Origin of the sequence: Paenibacillus sp. MY03 (assembly GCF_002165585.1) — a bacterium.
Classification (GTDB): Bacteria; Bacillota; Bacilli; order Paenibacillales; family Paenibacillaceae; genus Pristimantibacillus; species Pristimantibacillus agaridevorans.
Window position 1 is genome coordinate 108531 of the sequence record NZ_MXQD01000004.1, and the last position, 22901, is coordinate 131431.

The window sequence follows — 22901 nt, forward strand, 5'->3', positions numbered from 1 at the left end:
TGCGTTTTCATTATACCCTCTGCTTCAATAGGAGAATATAAACGCTTGTTGATTTATACTAATCATGATTTACCTGAAACGGATCGGCATCTTTACGTTCGTGTAAACGGCTTCTCGGCCCGTAGATGTTTCTTCAATGTGTTACGCGAGATTCCAAGTTTCTAAGCAGATTCCCGCATGTATTCGCTTCCAAGATGGCATTTCCGATTGCGAGAATTGTATAATTCGCGACGACGCAAGTCACATAGATACTGTTGTTGTCATGGCTTAACCAATTTGAACTATTTCACAATACTTGTATAAACTACGAAAATTTGAATGTTTCCATTGTCATATCAGGGGTAGCCTGTACTTATGTATTCCACCTCATAAGCTGTAATCAGCAGACGATAATGCTATAATAAGAACAAACATTCGTTGCGAGATTGAGGGGGCGCAATATGAACCGCAAAAAAAACAGGGATCTGCTACGCGAGGAAACCATAACTTATGACGATTACGCCGGTTTCGATGACGGCAACCGCTACGAGCTTGTCGACGGTCGCCTGGAATTAATGAGTCCGGGGCCGAACAGTATTCATCAGTTGGTCAGTTTTGAGATTCAGAAGCGAATATCTCGCACTTGCGAGAATGAGGCGATTATTCTGTTCGCACCGCTTGATGTTATCCTCTCCGAGCGGGAAGTGCGCCAGCCCGACTTGATCATTTTGCTGCGGAGCAACTTGCACCGACTGGTTTATAGAGGAATCGAAGGTCCGCCGGATATCGTTGTGGAAATTTTGTCGCAGTCCACGGCGAAGCGAGACAAGCTGTCCAAGATGATCAGCTACGCAAAGCATGGAATACCCGAATATTGGATTGTGAACCACTCAGAATGCTTCCTGGAGCAATACCTTCTGAATCGGGATTCTAATACGTATACACTCGCCAATGTTTTCGCCGGGGACGATGTTGTCAGTTCTCCAATATTGTCTTGTATTTCATTCTCGATGCAGGACATTATGGACAGCTTGCCGGACGTATTGAAATAACCGTGCATCCAATACCGATATAGCGGAAGCATTAAACGCGATTGCGAATGCGGTGTTCCCCGCCAAGCCGACGGAGCGTGTGCTCCGCCGGCTTTCTTTTTCAGCGCCTTCCCTTCTCCCTGGCCTATTGGTCGCGCGATGTTCGAATCCGACGCACGGATCACGGTGGCCGACGACGGCGACTCCGACCCGGACTTCTCGGATATTCAAGGACACTGAGCGAGAAGTTCTTTCCGCGATGCCGCATCGCTAGGTTTCGTGGCCGTTACCGTCTTCATGCGATTGGTTCGTCTGCACCTGCAATATTGACTAGAACGAATAAACACCTGCGTTGTCCTTTGACCGATCGCAGGTGTTTATTTATAGGGATGATGCAAGAGAGTCGCTATTGTACGCATCGTCTAGCACAGACGCAATCCCCCGCCTCCGTGCAGGAAGCCGCCGGAATCTACATGCCCGAGAATCACTCTCCTGAGGCCGGTATCTCTTGGCGCCGTCTCCGGATCCAACGTTTCGGCGCCGAAAACCCTGCGGTACGTATCCTTCTCGTCGGACCGGGCGGGAAACAGATGCAGCAGCCGCTGGAACGCCCCGATATTGGAATCCGCCGGCAACAACTCTGCTAGCTGCCGATCCAGCAGCCAAGAAACGCAGACGAATCCGCGGAACGGTTTGTCCGGGAAATAAGTTTCGTAGAAACCGATGGCCCGCCTCATCGAGTCTTCGCAAGGTTCCGGGCGCAGCGGCTCTCCCTCCGGGATATGCATGTCGAGGACGTCATCGCCGGAGCGCAGCACAACGCGCCACTCCGCAGCCGGCAACCGAACCAGCTCCTCCGCCGCCAGCCCGGAGCCGTCGATGGGATGGCCGGCAAAGCCGTCGGCATCCTCCTGGTAAGCTGCCGTCCAACAGCGATCGGTCCCATAAATGCCGTTGGTGCCGTTCACCCGTCCGTCTTTGCGGTAGACAATGCCAGGCTCGGATAGAAGACGAATGTCTCCATTCCCTTCATGACGCAAGACCATGACCCCATGATTCAAGGTCGTATGGATGAATTGCAGCCTCCCCAGCCGGAACAACTTCCCTCCCGCGTGATTCAGCAGCCAGCCCAATTCATCCAATCCCCAGCGTCCATGCCTCCGTTCGTAATGTTTCATCCACAAGGACAGATCGCCGAACGTTTCCTCCAATATCTCTTCCGGTATTCCGCGCTCCGCATAATACTTTTGGGTCCAATCCAGGCAACCAAGGACGATCAGAACGGCGAATAGCCCCGATTGATCTCCCATCTCCTCCTGAAGCAGCGCTGCATGAGACGGCAGGCCGCTCGCGATCTGACCTGCCGCGGCCGCGAATTCGGTGGGATCGGCGGCGGATACGACTGCTGCCAGGGTCTCGCTCAAAACCTCTCCCAGCTTATGATTCCCCCGCGCGAGCTCCGCCGCGTCCAGAACGGCGCTTATTGCGGGTTCCGGCAAGCGCAGCAGCTTATTCGCCTCCCTGACGGAAGCGGCTTCCAAGAACTCCATGATGTTGTTGCCCATGCTTAACCATACCTCCATCTTGCATTTAGAATATCGCCGGTTTCATCGTCCAAGTCTGCAAGCGCGACAGCTCGACGACGTTCGGTGCCTTAAAGTCCGTGGGGAAAATGCTCCAGTAGCCGGCCCACTCCCCGCCGTTCGCGGAATGCCTCTCAGGGACGAGCCTTCCTTTCCGCGGAACGACGGCGTCTTCGGGCCGAAGTCCTTCCCCGATGATCGCCGCAAGCGTGCAAGCCATCGTGACGGGACCGAGCACCGAGTCCCCCACCGCATAGGAATCCGGCAAATGCTTATAGCCGAGAACCTCGGGCATGGGCTTCCGAAGCGCTTCCAGCACATCCGCCACGACGACGAGTCCACCTTTCGCAATCCTGTCGCCAACCTCCCGCTCCGGGCCGTACAGAAGCTCCGGAACGGGCGTATCCGCCCCCGCAACGTACTCCCTGAACGTCGAAAACAGCTCGGATGCCGACAAGCATAACGCTCCGTCCGTAACGTAACCCCATTCGTTCCCCGTCTGCCGCGCGAACCGTACCACCTCTTCCCGGCTGAGCGGTCGCCGATCGGAGCGTTCCATCGTTACGATCTCTTGGGACCTGGCGTACGTTACTCCGGGTTTCGTCAACGTATAATCGATAAATTCGCCCACTCGGTTCAAATACTTTCGCGTATCGCCGTCCGGACGGAAGCGCGGCTTGACCCACTGCTCCTTCGGCGGATTACGCCCCTCCGAGAAATTAACGGCATCCCAGAATTCCTCGAACACGAATTCGGTAGGATGATAGAAGATGCTGATAAATCCAACCTCCTCGTCCCGTTGCTTCTCGCAGAGACGATCGAATTTCGCCATTGCTTCATCCAACGCGCCATCCTGCAGGGGCATGAACATCAGCCCTTCTAGCGATGCCAGATGCAGCAGCCCTCCATACCAGAACGGCCTGCCGTTCATCGACACTTGATCATGGCCGTCCAAGTAAGCCTCTACTCCCCACCGGCGAAGCGCCGGAAACGACTGCGGCGCCCAAGCCTGGCCGGGCTGACCGTAGCATCGCACCGGCCGGCCCGTGATCCGCGCCAAATCGCCGAAGCCGCCGCCTTCGCGGCTAAGGAACGATTCCGCCCCTTCGCGAAAGCCGAGCGGCTCGCAATATTCCGTTACCACGGGATGCACGCTATGCCAATCAGTATGATAGCCGATTTCGTGCCTCCTCAGCTTGGCAAGGATATCCTCGCGGCCGTTACGCTCGAGCACGCGGATTTTTTCCCCGACCAGCTTGAATATGCCGACAATGCCCCGCTCGTCGAGAATATCCAGCAAGCCTAGCAGCGCTTCCTCGGATTCGGGATTAATGAAATCCTCGACGTCGAACCAAAACAACACTTTGATCTGTCCCACCTGAATCCCTCCTTTGCCGCCCGCCGTGGCAATCGACTCCGTTGCCCTCGTCACCATGCCTTTGGACCAAGCCGACACGTAACACGTTTTGTCGATCGACGCGTTAAGCGCTACCGTCGTCACTTTGTGTTTCATGCTCTGCCGATCGAGCCGCATACTCGCATCTTCTCGATCGCCGCCGCTTTAAGCGCCAGCTTGGCCGGCACCATATATTTTCTTGGATCGTTCTCGTCCGGATACTCGGCAAACACCGACTTGATCGCATCGGAGAAAAGGATTCGCAGCTCCGTCGCCACGTTCATCTTGGACATGCCGAGCGCCACCGCCCTTCTCACCTGATTGTCCGGAATGCCGGAGCCGCCGTGCAGAACGAGCGGCACCCCGACCTTGGAAGCGATGCGGCCGATACGTTCGAAGTCGATATTCGGCTCGCCCTTGTAAATGCCATGAGCCGTGCCGATTGCTGGCGCCAGCGTATGGACGCCCGTCCGTTCCACGAATTCCGCGCATTCGTCCGGATCCGCGAGCAGCGCGTCGCGATCGTCGACGACGATGTCGTCCTCCACTCCTCCGACCCTTCCGAGCTCGGCCTCCACGTTGATCCCGACCGCTTCCGCGACCTCGACCGCTTTGCGCGTTGCGGCTACGTTCTCTTCGAACGGATCGTGGGAGGCGTCGATCATAATCGACGTATACCCCGCGCGGATGCATTGCATGATGATGCAGAAGTCGGAGCAATGATCGAGATGCAGCGCGATCGGCACGGAGCTTCTGTCCGCGGCGGCTTTGGCCGCGGCGGCGATATAATCGGCTCCGAGATGTTTGACCGTGCCTACGGTGGACTGAATGATAAGCGGCGAGCGCGCCTCTTCCGCCGCTTCCGCGACGGCCTGAAGCATCTCAAGCGTGTGCACGTTAAAGGCGCCGACGCAATAGCCGCCCGCGCGGGCGGCGGCAAGCATCGGCGTCGAAGATACCAATGTCATATGAACTTCCTCCCTGTTTGTCCCTTCTCTAACAGCCGTTCGCGCGCGTACAAAGCGCTTCCGATGGTGCCGGCGTCATCGTTATGCTCGGCCGCGACGACCCGCAGCCCTTCCCGAAAAGCCGGGAACAGTCGGTCTAACAGCTCCTTGCGCAAAGGAGACAACAAACGTTCTCCGGCAAGCGCCCCGCCCCCGCCGATAATGACGATCTCCGGGCTAAGCACCGACACGGCGCTCGCAAGCACTTGCCCGCATAACTCTCCCGCCGTTACGATGATCTCCGTCGCCAGCGGGTCTCCTTCGTCCATCGCCAGAGACAAATCGGCGCCGGTCAACCGGTGAATGCATGCTCCCGGGAACCGCTCGCGCAGCACGCTCTCCCGGCCTTGCTCCAGCAGCTCTCTGGCGCGCCGCAGCATGCCGGAAGCCGAAGCGACCGTCTCGAGACAGCCTCTTAAACCGCAGGTGCAGGGCAGTTGCACGCCTTCCATCCGAATATGGCCAAGCTCTCCCGCCATCGATTTGTGTCCGTACAACAGCTTGCCGTCGCTGATCGCGGCGGAAGCGATTCCCGTTCCGATCGTCATGCCAAGCACGTGCCGATAACCTCTGCCCGCGCCGGCCGCGGCTTCTCCGTAGACGTAAAGCTTCACGTCGTTGTCCACGCGCACCGGAACGCCGATCCGCCGTTCGAGCTCGGCGGCAACGGGCACGTCAAGCCATCCCAGATTCCCTGCCGCCCTGGCGATGCCCGCCTCCGGATCGATCAGACCCGGGATGCCGATGCCTGCCGCCGCTATCGTGCCGACTCCGCCGCATTCGGCCTTTACGACCTCAACCATCGCCGCGATTCTGTCCAGCACCGCATTCGGGCCTTCCCGCGCGTCCGTAGGCAGCTTTCTCTTGCCGATAACCCGCCCCGCCGCGTCTACCGCGCCGCATACGATATTCGTGCCTCCGACGTCGATGCCGATCGTGAGGACGGACCCTCGTTCGTTCGTTGCGCCATGACCGGCCCCGGCAATCTCTCTATGCTTACGATCCAGGTTCCGCATCAGATCGTGACAACCTGCGTCAAGTTGCGGGGATGATCGGGATCCACGCCTCGTTGCAGCGCGGTATAGAAACCAATGTATTGCAGCAACGGCAAATAGAGTACTGCACGCGCTTCATCGGAGAGATAGACCGCCCCGATCTCGAACACTTCGTCGGCAAACGCGGTATCTTCGCCTTTGGCTGCCGTCAGCAATAATACGGAAGCTCCGTATTCCTTCATCTCCTCGGCTACCTTCAGCTCGTACGCGCGCGCTTGCTCGGATACCAGCAGGCAGACCAACGTGCCGGGCTCCACGATCGATTTGGGGCCATGGCGGAACTCCAGCGTCCCGTAGCTTTCCGTCCAAACGTACGCCATTTCCTTGAGCTTGAGGCATGCTTCCTGCGCTACGCCGTAATACGAGCCCATGCCCAAATAAATATACTTTTCATGCCGGTAGTCCGTCGCTAGCCGTTCCGCGAATTCGGCGCTTCGTCCTACGATGTCTGGCGCGAGATCCTTCACGGTTTCCATTTGCCCTGCGAATGAAGTCCCTGCCGCCAGCGCGATCGCGGACTGCATCATGTACGTCATGCTGCTGAACGATTTCGTCATGACCGTGCTCGACTCTTGTCCCAGCGGGGAAAACAGACAGTCGGTCATGACACCCAGCCTGCTGGACGGATAACAGGTAATGCCGCAAGACGTCCAGTCCGCTAGACCGCTCACCGATTCCAACGCGAGAATGACTTCTGACGATTCGCCGGATCGCGACACGCCGACCAGCAAGACTCTTCCCGCCCCCGCTACCGATTGCTCCCGGAAAAGCAAAATGTCAGAGGAGGGCAAGGCAACGGCCCTTCTGCCAAGCCATAACCGGGTCGTCGCAGCCATGATCATCGCCTGATAATAAGACGAGCCCGAGCCGATGAAGACGATCTCATCAAAGCTTTCGTTCCCGATATAAGATGAAACCCACTCCTTTTGCTCCTGCAGCCCTATCCAAGCCGCGGCTATCGCTTCCGCCTGGCCCCCGATTTCCGGGAGCGTAATCTTTCCCTTTTGCACAACATCCAACCTCCCGTTTACGTATTCCCTACCATCATAAAACGCCTCACCTGCCGCCGAAATAAACCATTCGTTACACGAGCTTACCTTTTTTATCCGATTTCGCTCCCTATTTTTCGCCCGCATTGAACTACGCCAGCATCTAAAGTAAAGATCCGTTCGCACATGTCGCCATCGGTTTGGATTTACCTCGCTGCACAGCACGCTGATTGATTCCGGAAAGCTTCCCAATAGGAAGTCGGAAGGGCATTGTTTGTGTTTCGAGACATTTCCCACGTTTCTCGCCTGGAATTAGACATAACGCGGTAAATAACCTCCAGCCGACGAGATAGCGGTTTAATTGCATAATGCGACTTTCCATAGACATCAACCGCGTTCGGTTCGTCAACTCTCGTACCTTCTCTTTAAATCGCGAGATGGTCTGTGGAGCTAATCGGAGCGTCGCTTTCTAATCCCACAGGAAACTGAATTCGAGGATCTTACGGCTCCTAGGGCGATCTACCGCGCTTTTCTCTCGATTCACTTTTGCTAAAAGTGGGCTCAATTGAGAATTCTCCCATCACTAGGCGCCACTGATCCTCATAGGGCTCCAGAGCTTTTCCCATTTTCCCCCTAAAAAAAACGAAAGGAACGCTGCTGATCAGGCCGCGTCCCTTTCAAAATATGATAAATCGGTTTTCCTTTTTATAATCCGTAAACATTCCATCTTACATGAATGAAGAATTACTTTGTGAAAAGAAAAGATTCTTCTCCTTTAAGATGACGTTGTAGCTCTGGCAAGATGATGTCGGGTTTTTTCGTCTTTAGCTTATCTAGGAGTATTTGATGATCTGTAACGATCCGATCGTCTGCATAGTAGCGAATATTTTTAATGAAATGTAGGCGTGTTTGGTTCAGGAGACTATTCCAGCTCATTAATACGGTTCTCTCGGATGCAACTTTAATGAGCATGGCGTGAAATTGAATGTCCAGCTCAATCAACTGATCCATTTTATTATTTTTGAAGCAGATCGACATTTCGTTCACAACCTGCTGCAATTCTTCATAGAACGCATCGTCGAATTGATCCATATATTTCTTAATCACGAACCATTCGAGATATAAGCGAATCGGAATCAATATCTCCTTAACTTCGTCGGTGCCAATGTCAGCAACAACTGTTTCTCGATAGGGGTGGGTGTCGAGCAAACCTTCCCTCTCCAATTGTCGGATGGCTTCCCGAACCGGCCCACGGCTTACTCCCATTTGATCCGCTACGTCCTTTTCCTTTAACCGACTACCAGATATCAATTCCCCTTTAAGAATGGCATCCCGTAAATGGTTGGTGACCCTTTCCCTAAGGGAGATATTCGTCTGTTGATTAAAAGTAAAGCTTTTCACCTCATAACTCCCCCATTCTACTTCAACGATCTGATTTACTTTCTATCACCTTACTGAGTTGTTTATGTTTTGTCAACAAAGTTCAAATGACAATATTTCAATCAAAAGAATAACAGAATAGTATTTGAATATTGTTGACAATATTTATTTGTCTGTGGTTTAATTTGGTTGTAATCACCTATTAAATTAAATGAATTTGTAATCGCTTTAGCGACGGAGGATGACTAAATGAGAGTATTGGCTATAGGAGCACATCCCGATGATGTGGAGGGCTTGTGCGGAGGTACATTAATTAAGTGTGCCGCACGAGGTGACCATGTAACGATTATGATTGCAACAAATGGGAACGTCGGATCTCCGACGCTAAGCAGGGAAGAAATTGCAGCTATACGCAAGAAGGAAGCAGAAGCATCCGCTGCTTTAATTGGGGCAGATCTGATCTGGATGGGGTATGATGATGAGTTTCTATTCCATGATCGTGAGACACGGCTAGCCTTCATTAACGCCATTCGCAAAGCAAATCCGGATTTTATGATCGTGCACGGATCGAATGATTATCATCCGGACCACCGAATTAGCGGTGAAATTGCCATTGACTGCCGCATTCCTGTAACCGTTCCGCTCATTGAAACGGAATACCCGCCAATGAGTTCTATTCCGCATGTTTTTATTATGGACAATGTTGGAAGCATTGGATTTGACCCTGAAGTTTATGTAGATGTGTCCGACAGCTTTGAGTTGAAAAGCCAGATGATAAAGTGTCATAAAAGTCAAGATGAGTGGCTGCAGCATATGTACGGAGATGATTATGTTGAATTATTGTCAAGACCGTCTGTCATCCGGGGTTCGGCGATCGGCGTGAAATATGCGGAGGCATTCCGCAATCTTCCTCTGTATCCTGTCATGGGTGGATCTCATTTACTACCGTAATGACCATACATGCTTCATCATGTGAATCGTTTAGGAGGGATACATATCGAGCAGCTTAAGAAGATCTGGGAATGGATTGGCGTGAATGAAGTACAGATGCGCCATGTTCTTCGCGAACCGCCCGGCATCGGCCAAGTTGAGGTGAGAATGGAAGCGATCGGGATTTGTGGTACTGATCTACATTTGATGAGCGGTCACGCGCAATTCAACTCTCCTCCGCTCCCTTTAGGGCATGAATTAGCTGGCAGTATCGTGCGAATCGGTAAGCAATCGGATGGTTGGTCAATCGGAGATCGCGTCTGCATCGATCCATTGATTGGCTGCGGGAGCTGTCCCCAATGCCGTTCAGGCAATAAACATCGCTGTCCTACTGCTGGCGAAATTGGCCTTCATTATCCGGGGGGCTGGCAGCAATACTTTACGGTACCTGCTTCGAATCTGTACGCATTGCCTGATTCCGTCAGCTTCGAGGAAGCATCCCAAGCGGAAACGCTGCATTGCTGCTTAGGCGGTATCGACAAACTATCGATTCAATTAGGTATGCATGCCGTGGTGATGGGCGATGGACCGACGGGTTTATATTATGTACAGCTATTGAAGGCTGCGGGAGTCCGTTGTGTAACATTGGTAGGCATGCAAGAAGCTCGGCTTGAGTTAGGACGATCATTAGGTGCGGATTATTGTGTAAATTTGAAAACAGTGGACGCTGACCTTTTACCTTTAATGAACACGCAAGATATTGCGATTGATGCAGCAGGAACGGAACAGTCGTTGCGGTCAAGTATCGAGCTGTTAAAAATAGGGGGGCAATTACTGCTGTTCGGATTGCCAGGCAAACCGATTATGGTCGATATTCAAGCTGTGGTCATGAAGGAATTAAAGCTGCTGGGCTCAACAAATGCCCCCCACGTATGGCCCCGGGTGATCGACATGTTAGCCAGCCATACGGTGAATGTTAAGCCGCTGCTTACCCATCATTATCCTTTTGATCAAATGAATGAGGCTTTGGATTACGCGAGGCTCCCCTCTAATCAAGCTATTAAAATCATTGTAACCAATAACTAGTACTCATACATGGAGGTATTCCAATGAAAATTACAGCTGTCAGAACAAAAGCCATTAAAATTCCTTTCTTTAAGGGAGAAGTATGGTCAGGTGGTACACGATACAGCGCTCCTTCTCTTATTATCCAGATCGAGACGGACGAGGGTTTAATCGGAATAGGGGAGTCCGTAGGACCTACGATCCCCGTTATTCAGACGGTCGTTGACAAAGAATTTGCACCATTCTTGATCGGTCGCGACCCCATGGAGCTGGAATCCATCCTTCATCAATTAGAGGAATATAGTGTAAATTGGAAACAAATCGGCTATTACGGAATGGCAGGTGTCGAGATGGCACTGCTTGATCTACGTGGCAAAATTCTGAATACACCTGCTTATAACCTGCTTGGCGGGAAGTGTAAATCTGAAGTTGCATTTGCCGGATATATTTTTATTGATAAGCCGGAGATTAACGCCGAAGAAGCTCGCCAATTTGTTGCGGCTGGATATACGGAGTTAAAGCTCAAAGTTGGACGTGACATTGATTTGGATGAGAAACGCGTGAAGGCCGTCCGCGAAGCAGTTGGACCTGCCGTTAAAATTCGTATAGACGCCAACCAGAACTGGAGTGTCCCTACAGCAATTAAAGCGATTCGCAGTATGGAAAAGTACGATTTGCAAATGGTCGAGCAACCGACACGGTATGATGATATCGACGGAATGGCCGCAGTAGCTCGTGCAGTCGATGTGCCGATTATCGCTGATGAAGGTTGTGCTACATTCGAAGATGCGCTGCGATTAATTGACAAAAGAGCCTGTGCTTGCTTCCTCGTGTACCCCTCTGAAGCTGGCGGCATATTGAAGGCCAAGCAAATTGTCGACTTGGCTAATGAAGCCGGCGTTTGGTGTGTTACTGGCAGCTGGGCAGAAACAGGCATTGGAACATTAGGCAACGTTCATCTTATCGCTTCATCGCGTAATTTCCCATTTGCGAATGATACCCACCTCAACTTCATGACAGGCGATCTGCTTCGTGAGCCATTAGTATTTAATCAAGGTAAAATCGCCCTGCCACACCGACCTGGCTTCGGAATTGACTTGGATCTTACAAAGCTTGACCAGTACGGAAATAACTTTGAGCGCGAGATGGTATTCTATGATCCTCAAAACCCAGAGTTTCAGCCTCGAATCGGACAGATTCTGTAGTCGGTTTCGAGAAGTGACAGTGAAAGGCCGTCATACATAGCGAGCAGCACAAGGATAAACGGCTAACGCCGTCCTTTGGACGGGCGCGTTTACCGATGAATTATAAGCCTAATTATAAAAGTGAAACTTTATAAATTCTTATAATTTGGAAAAAACCACAAGCTTCCAGGATTGAGATCCAGGTAGCTTGTGGTTTTCTTGTGCAGGAATCAACTCCGGGCTACATCGCCCGATTGCTTAACCGCAAAACAAGCGGCTGCAGCGTAGCAAAAGGCCCACGGACATGCATGACAACCTTTTCCTTTAGCACCAAGTTATCGGTTTGATCGACCAACGTCCAGACACCGTCGTCCTGTAAGCGGTAAGCGAAAGGTTTATTCCAGCTTGAATTGATTGCCAGCGTAAATTGCTCAAGCGGATCCAGGCTTAGATTGTAAGCGGCAATCAGCTTATCGCCGGATTCATGATGTTCTTGCGCACTGACGAACACACTCGGATCCATCAATGCATAAACGGGTAGATTACTCCGTCCAAGCCATTCCGTAATGCCTCTGATTTGCTCCTTTCGCTTGTAATTGTAAATCGATGCGGATTTATTTTGTTGCAAATCATAGGCGATTACGGCAACCCGGCCTCCCAAACGATTTTCATAGCGTGTAACGGCATACTCGGATCCGAAGGTCAGGCTACATTCCGGATGTTATTTCATTCCCTCCGTAAGCGCTCGTACATGCTCCTCTACGGCGGACTGTTGCTCCTCCGTCAAATCTTGAATTTTAAATCTCTCCCACTTTTCGTCCGGAATTAAGATGGTCGAAGGCTTGACAAGCTCTTCTCTATGCTCAAATCCCTCGTCGGTGAACGATAAATTCGATTGGTAGGCTTTGCTGTAAATCACTTCCGTTTTCACGTAATTCCCTTCTATATCATAAACGTCCTCAATCATTCTTATTTCCGTTCGGATATGCTTTTCTCCCTCTTCGATAACCGTTACGGAATTCACCTTTTTATATCCCGACGTTTCAAAGTAACCTTCATCGTTTTTTTCCGAAGTCTCTATCACGAAAACCTCAATATGCTTAAACTTTTCCGTATTGCCGCAAGCACTTAACAAAAGGATGAACATGGCCATGATTACGATTGTAAAGAGTACTTTGGACTTCAATACGTTCACCTCCCTCCAACCTTTACGTTAACAAAAAACTTCTTCCTTCCAAAAATAATTCGACCTCTTCCTTTACCGGTATCGACTGCTGAGCGCCAGACTTCGTTACGGTTAACGCCGCGGCAGCGGAAGCATAACGCAAAGAACGCCCCACTGTCTCGCCGCTCTCCCGCATCGCGGCGAACGCGCCAATAAATGTGTCGCCGGCGGCAGTGGTGTCGACCGCCTCTACGGCAAACGCTTTGACGCGAATCGTCTCCCCGGATTTGTCCGCGTAAATGGCTCCCTTGGCTCCCAGCGTGAGCACTACGCTCTCTACGCCAGCTTCAACCAGCGCCCGCGCAGACCGGATTTCGGCGGCGGCCTCATCTCCTTCTTCTGCCGTTAACCTCCCGCCAATCAGCGTATCGGCCTCCGTTTCGTTCAAAATCAAACAATGGATTGCCGCATAAGCATTCTCGGGCAGCTCGACAGCCGGTGCAGGATTAAAATAGACTCGTTGCCCCCTCTTCGCTGCTTCTTTCATTGCCGCCAAAGTCGTCTTAAGCGGAATTTCGTTCTGCAGCAGCACGGCGGAACAGCCTTCGATAGCCGGCCACACCTTCTCCAATTCCTCTGGGTACATCTTGCCGTTGGCGCCTGGCGACAAAATAATGCAGTTCTCTCCAGCCTCGTCTACCGTAATAAAAGCAAGCCCTGACGAGCCTTCCTTGCCGGCAACGGAGCCGGTATCCACCCCGTAGCCATCTAGTGACGCCATCAGATCTCGTCCATGCCCATCCGTTCCTACCGCTCCGGCCATCCTGACTTTAATGCCGGATTTTGCCGCCGCTACAGCCTGATTGGCTCCTTTTCCTCCCGGGCTGTACATCGGCTCCGAGCCGTGTATCGTCTCTCCCGGCAGCGGATGCTGCTTTACGCTGACTACGATATCCATATTTATACTGCCCAAGACGGCAATTGCGGGTTGTTCTTTCATCGTTCCATTCATCCCTTTCGATTACTGATCATATGTTTGTTATCTAGTAGTTTAACCGATCAGGGGCGTCACCGTCTTGCATAATCTGGCTATTCTGTTGCAACAATTGGCTAACAAAGATAGGTACATGCAGATTTCGTCTGCGTCGAGCGACTTATTTGTAGATCGACGGACAAATTCGACAGTATTCGACATTAGATTTCCGTTATAATGACTTCATGCAAGCATACCGACTTCCCGACAAGGAGTGACGAGAAGTATGAAGGAGACGCTGCTTAAACGAAGGAAAACGATTACATTAATTTTCGCCTTGTTATGGATTTCGGCCATGTTGTTCCCGGGTGCGGCCTTTTCGGCAGAAAGAACGGTCGAGGTATACGTGAACGGTAAATCATTAACGTTTGGGGATGCATCCCCTATCATTCAAGACGGCAGGACATTTGTCCCCTTCCGGGCGATCTTCGAGGCGCTGGGTTATACGGTAACATGGGATGGCGAGGAACAAGTAGCCAGCGGGGAAAAGGACGGCTTCAAAATTGAATTGACGATAAACAGCTTTATCGCTAGAGTCGGGAGCGAGGAAACGGCGCTTGACGCTCCGGCAAAAATGATAGGCGGCAATACGCTAGTCCCCCTGCGGTTCGTATCGGAACATAGCGGATATGACGTCGTTTATATGTCAACGCAGGATACCTTTGCAATTGGCATTTATGATCAATATGATATGGATCCCATTCCCCTGCGAGCGGAGCCGCGGCAGATCGCGGGACGCGTGACGGACGAGAGCGGCTCGGCTGAGCCTGGCATTCCGGTCATCGCTGTTCATACGGATTCTCCTGACATGGAAGCCAGCGGACTGTCTAGCGAATACGGCTATTATTCCATCGAGCTTCCATTAAGCACAAAAGGAGACAACTGGACGTTGTCTCCTACGTACGAGATTCAATATCATGGCAAAAGTTACATCGGCGATCTCCATGCCGATCTGTCCGGGCCTGTCGATTCCCTAGAAGGCGGCATTCGCACATTGACGGCAGCTCCCATTACCGGAACCTTGTTTATGGAAGTTGACGCATCAGGTCAGTCCCTCTGGAATCCCTCCGATATCGTCATCACTTTGTCGTCGAAGGGTCCGCTGTTGGACGGCACGGAAGGCGAAACCATCGTAAAGCGCGCTTCCGAGTTGACAGGCGGGATCGGCGTGCCCCTGCTCCCCATCGGGAACTATGAGGTAACCGCCCATTACATGCCGGATGGAGCCCTTCCCGTTGCTCTGCCACTGCGCCTTTCGAGCAGCGACGATCTCTACGAAGGAGCTGTATCACCGCAGTTCCAGGAAGGCGCGGAAGGCGACTATTACCTTGGCATTGAAGTAAAGCTGAACGATTAATCGCTCGTTCCGTTTACGCCGCGTTCCTCGAGGTCCACTTCCTCGGGGAGCGTGCGCGATGCTCCGGGCACCTCGCGCGGCCGCGTTTCGAGCATGTCAGAGGAGAAGATCGTGACGCTCACGGAACCCGGTCCCGCGTATGCGCGAATAAGAACGGGATGATTGTACGGATTGACGAATACGAAGTCGGGGCCATACCAGCTCACCGTGGCGTCGCGGCCCGGGGGCACGTAGTGGACATTACGGCTGTGAGAGTATCGTTCGACGATCGTGAGCCCTGCCCGATCCGCCGCGTTGTACAACGTAGAGGATACCTGGCAGATGCCGCCGCCAATATCTTCGTAAAGCTCTCCCCGAACGATAACCGGCGCCCGAAGATATCCTTTCTCCCGCGTCCGCTTTCCTACTGTGCCATTAAAGGAAAATTTTTCGCCTGGGAAAATTACCGTATTATTAATCGCTTTTGCAGATAACACGATATTAGAGGAACGATTGCGATTCCGGCTGTTGAAGTACGTCGAATACGAGCCAATCGCATTGACCTTGATCGCTGAGAGAACTTCGCTGTCTACGCGAGGAAAGACAGGGCGCAGAGGCACCTCAAGCTCGACCCCGCCTTTCTCGAACATGCTCCCATATAATCGACGTCTAAACTCTGCGCCGTGCAGTTTCATGCCCGGCTTCTCCGGCACGATTCGACCGGCCCCGTCAAGCACCGCGTTGCGAGGTTCGGTCTCCACCCGCTCAGCCACATGCTTGATCAGCGCGTCGAGCTTGCTCTCGTCAATCAACGGTCCTACAGGAAGATCGTGTATATAATCCGATTGTTGGATTTGCGATAACGTTTCGCCTTGGTGAACGATGTTGATCGGCTCTTGCGCCGTCTCCCGCGTTCCGATCAGCATCATCGCTGCCAATATCCAAGTCAAGCTCATCTGTCACTCAGCTCCCGCTTCCGTAGTAATCGGATTAGTATGCGGCAGTGAAAGCAGACTTATCCATGATTGGAGGCCTTCTTCAATTATTTAGCTCGTTTCCTTCCGATACGTCATTGTCTTTGATGGTCAACGCTGCATGCTTCAGCTTGTTATTTTTGATTGTATAGGCAGGCGCATCCGTTCCAGCGTATAAGGTCGAGATCCCGATGGCATACAGGTTAGATGAAATGTCGTTGCCTTGGATGACCGCCTTTAAAATATCGTGTTTATCGTTCCGCTTCCAATAATCGTTGAGCTTGATCAACTCCACATTTTCCCGAGTCAATCGATTCGCGATTAAGGTATTATTTTCTATCAGCACGTTAGCTGCCGACTGCACGGATATCAGGGACGCATCGCCAAGCCCTTCGAAGGTTGAGTTCCTTATAGTCAGATCCAGCTTGGCATTGTCTGCGATCAGTCCGTTCATCGCGGTAGAGCCGATTCGGAACGAACAACCGTCGAACACGTATTTCCCGCCCAAGGATAAACCGATTGCTCCCGACTTGGCGCCTTCCGCGCCCTCGAAACGGCAATTGGTGTAGGTAGCCGGAGGCAGAGACAAACCATAGGTGGCATTGTAATTCAACACCTGCAAGTTGTCGATCACGCTGCCGGGCTCAACGCCGCCGTTAAAGGTACGAAGCTTGGATTCGCCGATAATCGTAATGTTGGACAGCTTCACCTTCTTGCCGAATAACGACAGTCCGGCCTCTGCCGATTTGTTTTTGCTAGTGATCGTCACGTTTTTTGCCGTAACCCCGTATGCTTCCTTTGCGCTGATGCCCAAAATTCCGTCCGTTACTTCCATGCCGTCGATGGTAATGCGAGGCCCCTCCAGCGTCGTGTACGAGTTGTTTAGCCGATTGTCCTGGAACGTGACGTCGTGATAAGCGATAATACGCGTTCCGTCAAAATGATTCCCTCTTATGAGCGCCCCTGTAAACGGAGGCGATACGGCCAATCCGATGGCTCCTTTGGAGGCCAAATGATTCCCTTCCACGATGGCGTCCCTTCCGTCATACAGGATAACGTCATAGGAGGCGTTATTATGGAACTTATTGTCCTTGATCATAATATTGCTGTTTCGATTGCCGTTCTCGCCGAAGCCGCCTTCCACATCGATCCCGGATTGCGGCATCGTGCCTTTCATATGATGAAGCTCATTACCTACGATCAGCACGCGATCCGCGCCGCCCACCGTAATCCCCTGTCTTCTGTTGTAGGCGAATTCCGAATCCCGGACGACGACGTTAGAGCTGACTACACGGTTCCATTGCTCGATATAGGCCCCTTTGAAGCCTTTTTGCGAGAACACGAGATGGGCATAGCTCGCTCCGTCCGGCAAAGCGATGATGTCGCGAGCATTGACGCTTTTAAGACTGCTGATTAGCGTGTTTTTGCTGGAATAGAAGAAGATATCGAAGCTGCGAGGCAGCTTGAGGTTATTAGCCATTTCGAATTCGCGCCGATCTTTAAAAATCGCATGGTCGAACTTCAACGGGATGGATGTTCTAATTTTCGCCGGATCGGCGACCCGTTTGCCTTTGGCGTCTATGCCTCCCGACTCAAAGCTGTTCTCGTACAGATCCCGCACCATCGTTCCATGCCCGCCCAGTACTAATCCATCTCCCGTAAAATGTGTCGCTTTCACCCCATCGATCGTCACATTTTCCGCGCCGATGACGCTGATGCCGTATCCGCCTTCATGGGTGCCGGGAGTATATGGACTTTCCTTCTTGGAGTAATCATGCTGGTCCTTGTCGCCTTTATAGATTCCGCCTCTGAGCGTAACATTATTGTCGCCGTACCTCACTTGAAGCAAAAAATAACTTTCCTTCGCGTTTGGCTCCTTCTGAATCGTCACCTTGTCGCTAAGCTCGAACAGCATATTGGCGACCATCTCGATGTTGCTGTTTTTGTCGATGGTATACGTGCCCGCAGGAAGTGTGACTGCCGTAATGCCCGAGTTATGCGCCCAAACAAGCGCTCTGTTTATTCCCCGCGTCGTTTCAACCGGCTTGCTGCCATCGTTGCGAATGCCCCATCGTTTGAGATCGATGGTATGCAGCTTTGTTTGGTAGGCCGTGGGATCTGCCCCGTCAGGCAATTCTGCCTCCTGCAAGCTTACGGCAGCGCTTCGACTCACACTATGCGTAATGCCTGCTAATACGTTCGCTGCGGCAGGCACAATTGTTCGCTGAAAGCCTGATAACGACGCCACCGTCATTGCCACTTGGCATGCAATGAGTGCACTAAATAGGATTAATTTCATGATATCCCCCCTTAAATTCCACTACCTTCCAACTATACCACCGCATTTGTGCGGTATACAGAACAGATAGTCCTAATTTATGAAGGGAGCCCCGAACGATCGCCGGTACGAGGCATCCATTCGGGGCTCCTGCTCGGGCATATAGCCCTAAGAGGTTGTTCAAAATATCCAATTCAGCAACGGCGCGTAAATTCCGTGCAAGAAACCATAGATCAAGACGCCTACCCCGGCACCGATAAAAGCGCCATTAAGTCGAATACGCTGAAGGTCGACATCAACCTTGCTCTCGATAAAAGAGACGAGTCGCTCTTTCGTGAAACCGCCGAGCGTCTTGCGCACAATTTTTCCGATCACGGCATGCTCCGTCTCGATTACCTGTCTGACGAATTGCTGAGCGTATTCTTCCAATTGCGACTTGGTTTCTTCGTCATTTTTAAACCATTCCCAATACGAGTCCAACAGTCCTGCAAACCAAGCCTTCACATCCGCCTGGCGCAAAGTGCCTTCGTCGGTGACCACATACTTTACCTCTGCTCCTTCAGTCAGCAATCCTTGAACAGTCTTAAGCAGAGCCTCAATGGTAGGCTGCAAAGAGATTTGCTCCAGCATCTCCAGCTTCCACGTTTCGATAGAAGCGGCAATGTCCTTGCTGTCGGACAACTTATCCGCCAATACATGGAGCTGCGTCTCCAGCAAGACGCGCATTTCATGGTCCGGTCGTTTCAGTTCTTCCATAAACGTGAGCAGATCGCGATGGAGTGTCTGGGCCGCATCGTCAAGATTAAGCGCATCCGCGGATTCCGCGAACTCGACGATTTTTTGTTTGAACCATCTTGCGATAGAACCGCCTTCGTTCACGAACTTGTTTTTCTCTCGGGACAGCATCTCTCGAATAGCTTCTTTGACTGCATCGCCTGCTGTCAGCCTTGCAGCATAATCGACAATATACCCTAGCCAGCTCTGAACGTTTCCGCTCCGAAGAATCCATTTCAGCCCTTTGCCGGCATACGCTGACAGATTGACTCCCCGCAGCGCATTCCTCGTATGATGATCCAAAGTTTGAGATGTTGCGGATGTATCCATCCTCTTAATCAGGTTGCTTGCCAACGTCCAGCCCAGATCGGATATCCGTTTGCCATCCGGGCGACTGTCCGCCCACGAGATCAGCGCTTCCACGATTCGGAACTGTTTGATTTTGTCGCGGATGAGCTCCTTGTTGAGCAATTGCTCTTCTACCATATAAGCGACGCCGTCCACCAGCTTGTCGCGGTTCCTTGGGATAATCGCCGTATGAGGTATCCAGCTCCAGCCGAACGGATGGCGGAACAGTACCGTTACCGCAAACAAATCCGCCAGCGCTCCGACAAGGCCGGCTTCGGCCGTATAGAGCAAAAGCCGTGACCACCAGGCAGCGGCATAATAGTAATGACCGACCGCCGCGCCGATAAACAGCAAGGCAAGCAACAGCAGGCTAGCATTTGCCTTTTGTTTCATCGTCATGAACCGCCACCCCCTATCCAGAAGGTTGCGCAATAAAGCACGATTCCGACGAAGGATCCCACGAGCATCCCGTTTAACCGGATATACTGGAGGTCCTTGCCCGCCTTATCTTGGACGAGCTCGATCAGATCCTTCTCCGAGAATGCGCCGAGCTTCTCTCTTACGAGGGAACCGATCATGGCATGTTTCTGCGTAATCCAGGATAACAATCCACGTTTCATCATAACGTCGAGAGAGGTTTGAAGGCTTCTATCCGACGCCAACCGAGCCATCCCTTTATTCAATTGCGCGCGCAGCCACATAAGCGGCTGTGAGACAGAATCGTCGTTAGACATACCTTGCGCTTCAGTCAGTTTATCTCGAATTCTCTCCAAGCGGACTGCCAGAAATTCGTCCAGCTTCAGGTTTCCGTGTGCGGCTTGCAGCAGCTGATGTTTTCCAGCCTCGACCTTTTGCCGTAATGCCTCGTCTTCGCGAAGCTTTTTTACGAGATCGATTATTTTACCGCGCAGCACCACTCTTTGCGGATGATCGGCTTGACCGAGCTCCGAGAGAAATTGAACGATCCAGGCTTGCACCTTGGAACTGATGGCATGCGCGTTCATGCCGGCCGTAAAGTCGACCAAACGTCTTCTGAACTTATCTCCTTCGTAGGATTTGATGGCAGCGGTAGCAAACTTCTCGATCAGCTCGCCAAATTGCGGCGTACCTGCCAATCTGGCCAATTGCTCGGCGCCGAACGTGATGATTCGATCATCGTATCCGTTCTTTACGCTCCACTCTGCTACGTCCGCAATAAGATCGGCAATCTGGATCGTACCCGCCCGTTCCTTGGTAAACGCTTCGATACCTAGCGCAAGCTGTTCGGCATCCACCTTGCCCAGCAAGTCAGCGACCAGCTTGACGGCAAGCTCCTTCGCATTCTCTTCCCCGCCATGTTCACGCAAATAACGAACGACGACATCGGCCAAGTTCAACTCCTCCAACGTTTCTTTGATGGCGTCGACGGTAAGCAGTTCTTTCTCTACCATATCCGATAATTCGCCAATCAGCCGCTCCCGATTTTTTGCGATAATACGCGTACCCATCCACGACGGCCACGCTACTCGCAGCGGATTGCCAAACAAGGCGCTGATCGCAAACGAATCCGCCAACCCGCCGATTGTCGCCGCGCTGAAAGCCGCGAACAGCAGCCCTCCGCCGAACGTATGCTGGAACGGGAACGTGGCCAATATGCCTGCCGCCGATAGAGCAAGCAATGCATTCGCTTGGGATTTGATGTTGTTCTTACGCATGCTCCCATCACCAACTTTGTTATAATTGCTAGAATCTTCTACTGCTAGTTTACCCTTTTTTAGTTCCGTCAACCACCTGCCCTAGTCGAATAGCTCTACTGCGTCAGTCGTATCCCCCAATGCAACCAGAGAAGGACCTGACGCCAATCGTCAGGTCCTTCATTTCCGCTTAGCGCGGAGCCACGTTATTGCTGGCTTTTGGACTTGCTGTCCACGCCGCCCATGTTGCCTTTGCCGCCGCCTGTTCCGGCTCCGCCAGTGCCGCCGCCCATGTTGCCTTTGCCGCCGCCTGTTCCGGCTCCGCCAGTGCCGCCGCCCATGTTGCCTTTGCCGCCGCCTGTTCCGGCTCCGCCAGTGCCGCCGCCCATGTTGCCTTTGCCGCCGCCTGTTCCGGCTCCGCCAGTGCCACCGCCCATGTTGCCTTTGCCGCCACCGATGTTGCCTTTCTCGCCGCCAGTACCACCGCCGATGTTGCCTTTACCGCCACCGATGTTGCCTTTCTCGCCGCCAGTACCACCGCCGATGTTGCCTTTCTCGCCGCCTGTGCCTCCACCGATGTTGCCTTTGCCGCCGCCTGTTCCTGTACCGCCAGTGCCGCCGCCGATGTTGCCTTTGCCGCCGCCTGTTCCTGTGCCGCCAGTTCCGCCGCCGATGTTGCCTTTGCCGCCGCCTGTTCCTGTGCCGCCGGCACCTCCTTCGATACCGGTTCCTGCACCACCGCCTGCGCCTGCTCCGCCGCCTGCGCCACCTGCTCCGCCGCCTGCGCCACCTGCTCCGCCGCCTGCACCGCCGCCTGCTCCGCCGCCTGTGCCACCTGCACCGCCGCCTACGCCACCAGCTCCGCCGCCTGCACCACCAGCTCCGCCGCCTGCGCCACCTGCTCCGCCGCCTGCACCACCAGCTCCGCCGCCTGCGCCGCCTGCACCGCCGCCTGCACCACCAGCTCCACCGCCTGCGCCGCCTGCACCGCCTGCTCCAACGCCTGCACCTTTGCCACTTGCTTTTCCTTTCCATTTGGCTTGCGCTTTCGTGCCAGCCTTAGCAGCGGAATAGGAATAGGTAATCGATTGTAACGTTTTTGCATCCACTGAGCCTGTTACCTGCAATCCGTGCATTTTTTGATAATACTTTACACCTTTTACGGTTTGAGGTCCGTAATAACCATCAATTGGACCTGCGTAGCTGCCGATCGACTTCAGCATGCCTTGAATGACATATACGTCGGGACCCTTCGCCTTTTTGCCAACTGCCTGAGTCGTTTGAGGCAGACTGAACATAAGCGCTAACGTAATAACAGCCACACTTACATATTTAGCTGCACGAATTGCAGGGTGTTGCCTTCTTTTTTTTCCTGAAGCATCTCTGACTTGATTTTTCACTGGATCGCACACAGCCTCTCTAAATAGGGGTTTTTATTTCCTTGCTTACTATCCCCATTTTTCGGAATTCATTACGCGCTATCCAAAAAAATCTTTATCTATAACCCCCTTTTACTAACAGCAAGCACAATCGGCTGCTCTTGGCAACGCTTTTTTTAACGCCTACAGCTGCTCGTTCGCCTACTTTTCGGAGCCATAAGCGTTACTAACGCCTATGGGCGCTTTCCCATAACAGCTGAAATCATTACCCACAGTCTGGTATATCGCATAATTTCCTATATTATAAAGAAACAGCTCCTCCGGTCATAATCCGAAGAAGCT

20 protein-coding genes are annotated in these 22901 nt (G+C 52.5%); 5 read left to right on the forward strand and 15 right to left on the reverse strand.

Annotation, left to right across the window (positions count from 1 at the left end):
* Window positions 1-440: 440 nt before the first annotated feature.
* Window positions 441-1031, forward strand: a complete 591-nt coding sequence (locus B1748_RS03110; protein ID WP_087566413.1) for a Uma2 family endonuclease — start codon at window positions 441-443, stop codon at window positions 1029-1031.
* Window positions 1032-1432: 401 nt separating this feature from the next.
* Here B1748_RS03110 and B1748_RS03115 read toward each other — a convergent pair whose 3' ends face one another.
* From B1748_RS03115 to B1748_RS03145, 7 genes are all read right to left on the reverse strand, one after another.
* Window positions 1433-2575 carry an acyltransferase domain-containing protein gene (locus tag B1748_RS03115; protein ID WP_087566414.1) on the reverse strand — a complete coding sequence of 381 codons (1143 nt, stop codon included), beginning with the start codon at window positions 2573-2575 and terminating at the stop codon, window positions 1433-1435.
* A gap of 25 nt (window positions 2576-2600) precedes the next feature.
* Window positions 2601-4127 carry a polysaccharide deacetylase family protein gene (locus tag B1748_RS03120; RefSeq protein ID WP_087566415.1) on the reverse strand — a complete coding sequence of 509 codons (1527 nt, stop codon included), beginning with the start codon at window positions 4125-4127 and terminating at the stop codon, window positions 2601-2603.
* Entirely contained in the window at window positions 4103-4957 is an 855-nt protein-coding gene (fba, locus tag B1748_RS03125; RefSeq protein WP_087566416.1) for a class II fructose-1,6-bisphosphate aldolase, read from the reverse strand. Before fba ends, B1748_RS03120 begins: the two co-directional genes overlap by 25 nt.
* A complete protein-coding gene (locus B1748_RS03130; protein ID WP_087566417.1) occupies window positions 4954-6012 on the reverse strand; it encodes an ROK family protein in 1059 nt (352 codons plus the stop codon). The genes fba and B1748_RS03130 overlap by 4 nt, the downstream gene beginning before the upstream one ends.
* Window positions 6012-7061, reverse strand: coding sequence for an SIS domain-containing protein (locus B1748_RS03135; protein WP_306299308.1), 1050 nt, complete (start codon window positions 7059-7061; stop codon window positions 6012-6014). The genes B1748_RS03130 and B1748_RS03135 overlap by 1 nt, the downstream gene beginning before the upstream one ends.
* 142 nt (window positions 7062-7203) lie before the next feature.
* On the reverse strand, window positions 7204-7449 hold the full coding sequence (locus B1748_RS37340) for a hypothetical protein (RefSeq protein WP_483874412.1): 246 nt from the start codon (window positions 7447-7449) through the stop codon (window positions 7204-7206).
* Between the two features lie 335 nt (window positions 7450-7784).
* Window positions 7785-8441 carry a GntR family transcriptional regulator gene (locus B1748_RS03145; RefSeq protein WP_087566419.1) on the reverse strand — a complete coding sequence of 219 codons (657 nt, stop codon included), beginning with the start codon at window positions 8439-8441 and terminating at the stop codon, window positions 7785-7787.
* Window positions 8442-8669: 228 nt separating this feature from the next.
* Here B1748_RS03145 and B1748_RS03150 point away from each other — a divergent pair, with 228 nt between their 5' ends.
* The 3 genes from B1748_RS03150 (at window position 8670) to B1748_RS03160 (ending at window position 11620) form a co-directional block, all read left to right on the forward strand.
* On the forward strand, window positions 8670-9371 hold the full coding sequence (locus B1748_RS03150) for a PIG-L deacetylase family protein (RefSeq protein WP_087566420.1): 702 nt from the start codon (window positions 8670-8672) through the stop codon (window positions 9369-9371).
* Window positions 9372-9452: 81 nt separating this feature from the next.
* Window positions 9453-10436: a zinc-dependent alcohol dehydrogenase gene (locus B1748_RS03155; RefSeq protein ID WP_179215349.1), complete on the forward strand. Its 984-nt coding sequence runs from the start codon at window positions 9453-9455 to the stop codon at window positions 10434-10436.
* A 23-nt stretch (window positions 10437-10459) separates the two neighbouring features.
* Entirely contained in the window at window positions 10460-11620 is a 1161-nt protein-coding gene (locus B1748_RS03160; protein ID WP_087566422.1) for a mandelate racemase/muconate lactonizing enzyme family protein, read from the forward strand.
* Window positions 11621-11840: 220 nt separating this feature from the next.
* Here the strand turns inward: B1748_RS03160 and B1748_RS03165 are convergent, their stop codons facing one another.
* Genes B1748_RS03165 through rbsK form a run of 3 tightly spaced genes read right to left on the reverse strand, consistent with a single transcriptional unit; the run spans window position 11841 to window position 13764 of the window.
* Window positions 11841-12260 carry a hypothetical protein gene (locus B1748_RS03165; RefSeq protein WP_143810230.1) on the reverse strand — a complete coding sequence of 140 codons (420 nt, stop codon included), beginning with the start codon at window positions 12258-12260 and terminating at the stop codon, window positions 11841-11843.
* A 60-nt stretch (window positions 12261-12320) separates the two neighbouring features.
* Entirely contained in the window at window positions 12321-12785 is a 465-nt protein-coding gene (locus B1748_RS03170; RefSeq protein ID WP_256975503.1) for a hypothetical protein, read from the reverse strand.
* Between the two features lie 22 nt (window positions 12786-12807).
* The gene (gene rbsK / locus B1748_RS03175) at window positions 12808-13764 is read right to left on the reverse strand and encodes a ribokinase (protein WP_087566424.1); all 957 of its coding nucleotides are present in this window, start codon (window positions 13762-13764) and stop codon (window positions 12808-12810) included.
* Window positions 13765-14023: 259 nt separating this feature from the next.
* On the opposite strand from rbsK, the gene B1748_RS03180 reads away from it, so the two are divergent.
* Window positions 14024-15154, forward strand: coding sequence for a copper amine oxidase N-terminal domain-containing protein (locus B1748_RS03180; RefSeq protein ID WP_087566425.1), 1131 nt, complete (start codon window positions 14024-14026; stop codon window positions 15152-15154).
* On the opposite strand, the gene B1748_RS03185 is transcribed toward B1748_RS03180, so the two are convergent.
* From B1748_RS03185 to B1748_RS03205, 5 genes are all read right to left on the reverse strand, one after another.
* Complete coding sequence (locus B1748_RS03185) at window positions 15151-16089, reverse strand: VanW family protein (protein ID WP_087566426.1); 939 nt, start codon at window positions 16087-16089, stop codon at window positions 15151-15153. The two genes, B1748_RS03180 and B1748_RS03185, sit on opposite strands and share 4 nt — an antisense overlap.
* Window positions 16090-16171: 82 nt before the next feature.
* Entirely contained in the window at window positions 16172-18406 is a 2235-nt protein-coding gene (locus B1748_RS03190) for a right-handed parallel beta-helix repeat-containing protein (protein ID WP_087566427.1), read from the reverse strand.
* A gap of 159 nt (window positions 18407-18565) precedes the next feature.
* Entirely contained in the window at window positions 18566-19906 is a 1341-nt protein-coding gene (locus tag B1748_RS03195; RefSeq protein ID WP_087566428.1) for a DUF445 domain-containing protein, read from the reverse strand.
* Window positions 19903-21201 (reverse strand): DUF445 domain-containing protein, encoded by a 1299-nt coding sequence (locus B1748_RS03200; RefSeq protein ID WP_087566429.1) that lies wholly within the window; start codon window positions 21199-21201, stop codon window positions 19903-19905. Before B1748_RS03200 ends, B1748_RS03195 begins: the two co-directional genes overlap by 4 nt.
* Before the next feature lie 185 nt (window positions 21202-21386).
* The gene (locus tag B1748_RS03205; RefSeq protein WP_256975504.1) at window positions 21387-22580 is read right to left on the reverse strand and encodes a peptidoglycan-binding domain-containing protein; all 1194 of its coding nucleotides are present in this window, start codon (window positions 22578-22580) and stop codon (window positions 21387-21389) included.
* Window positions 22581-22901 lie beyond the last annotated feature (321 nt).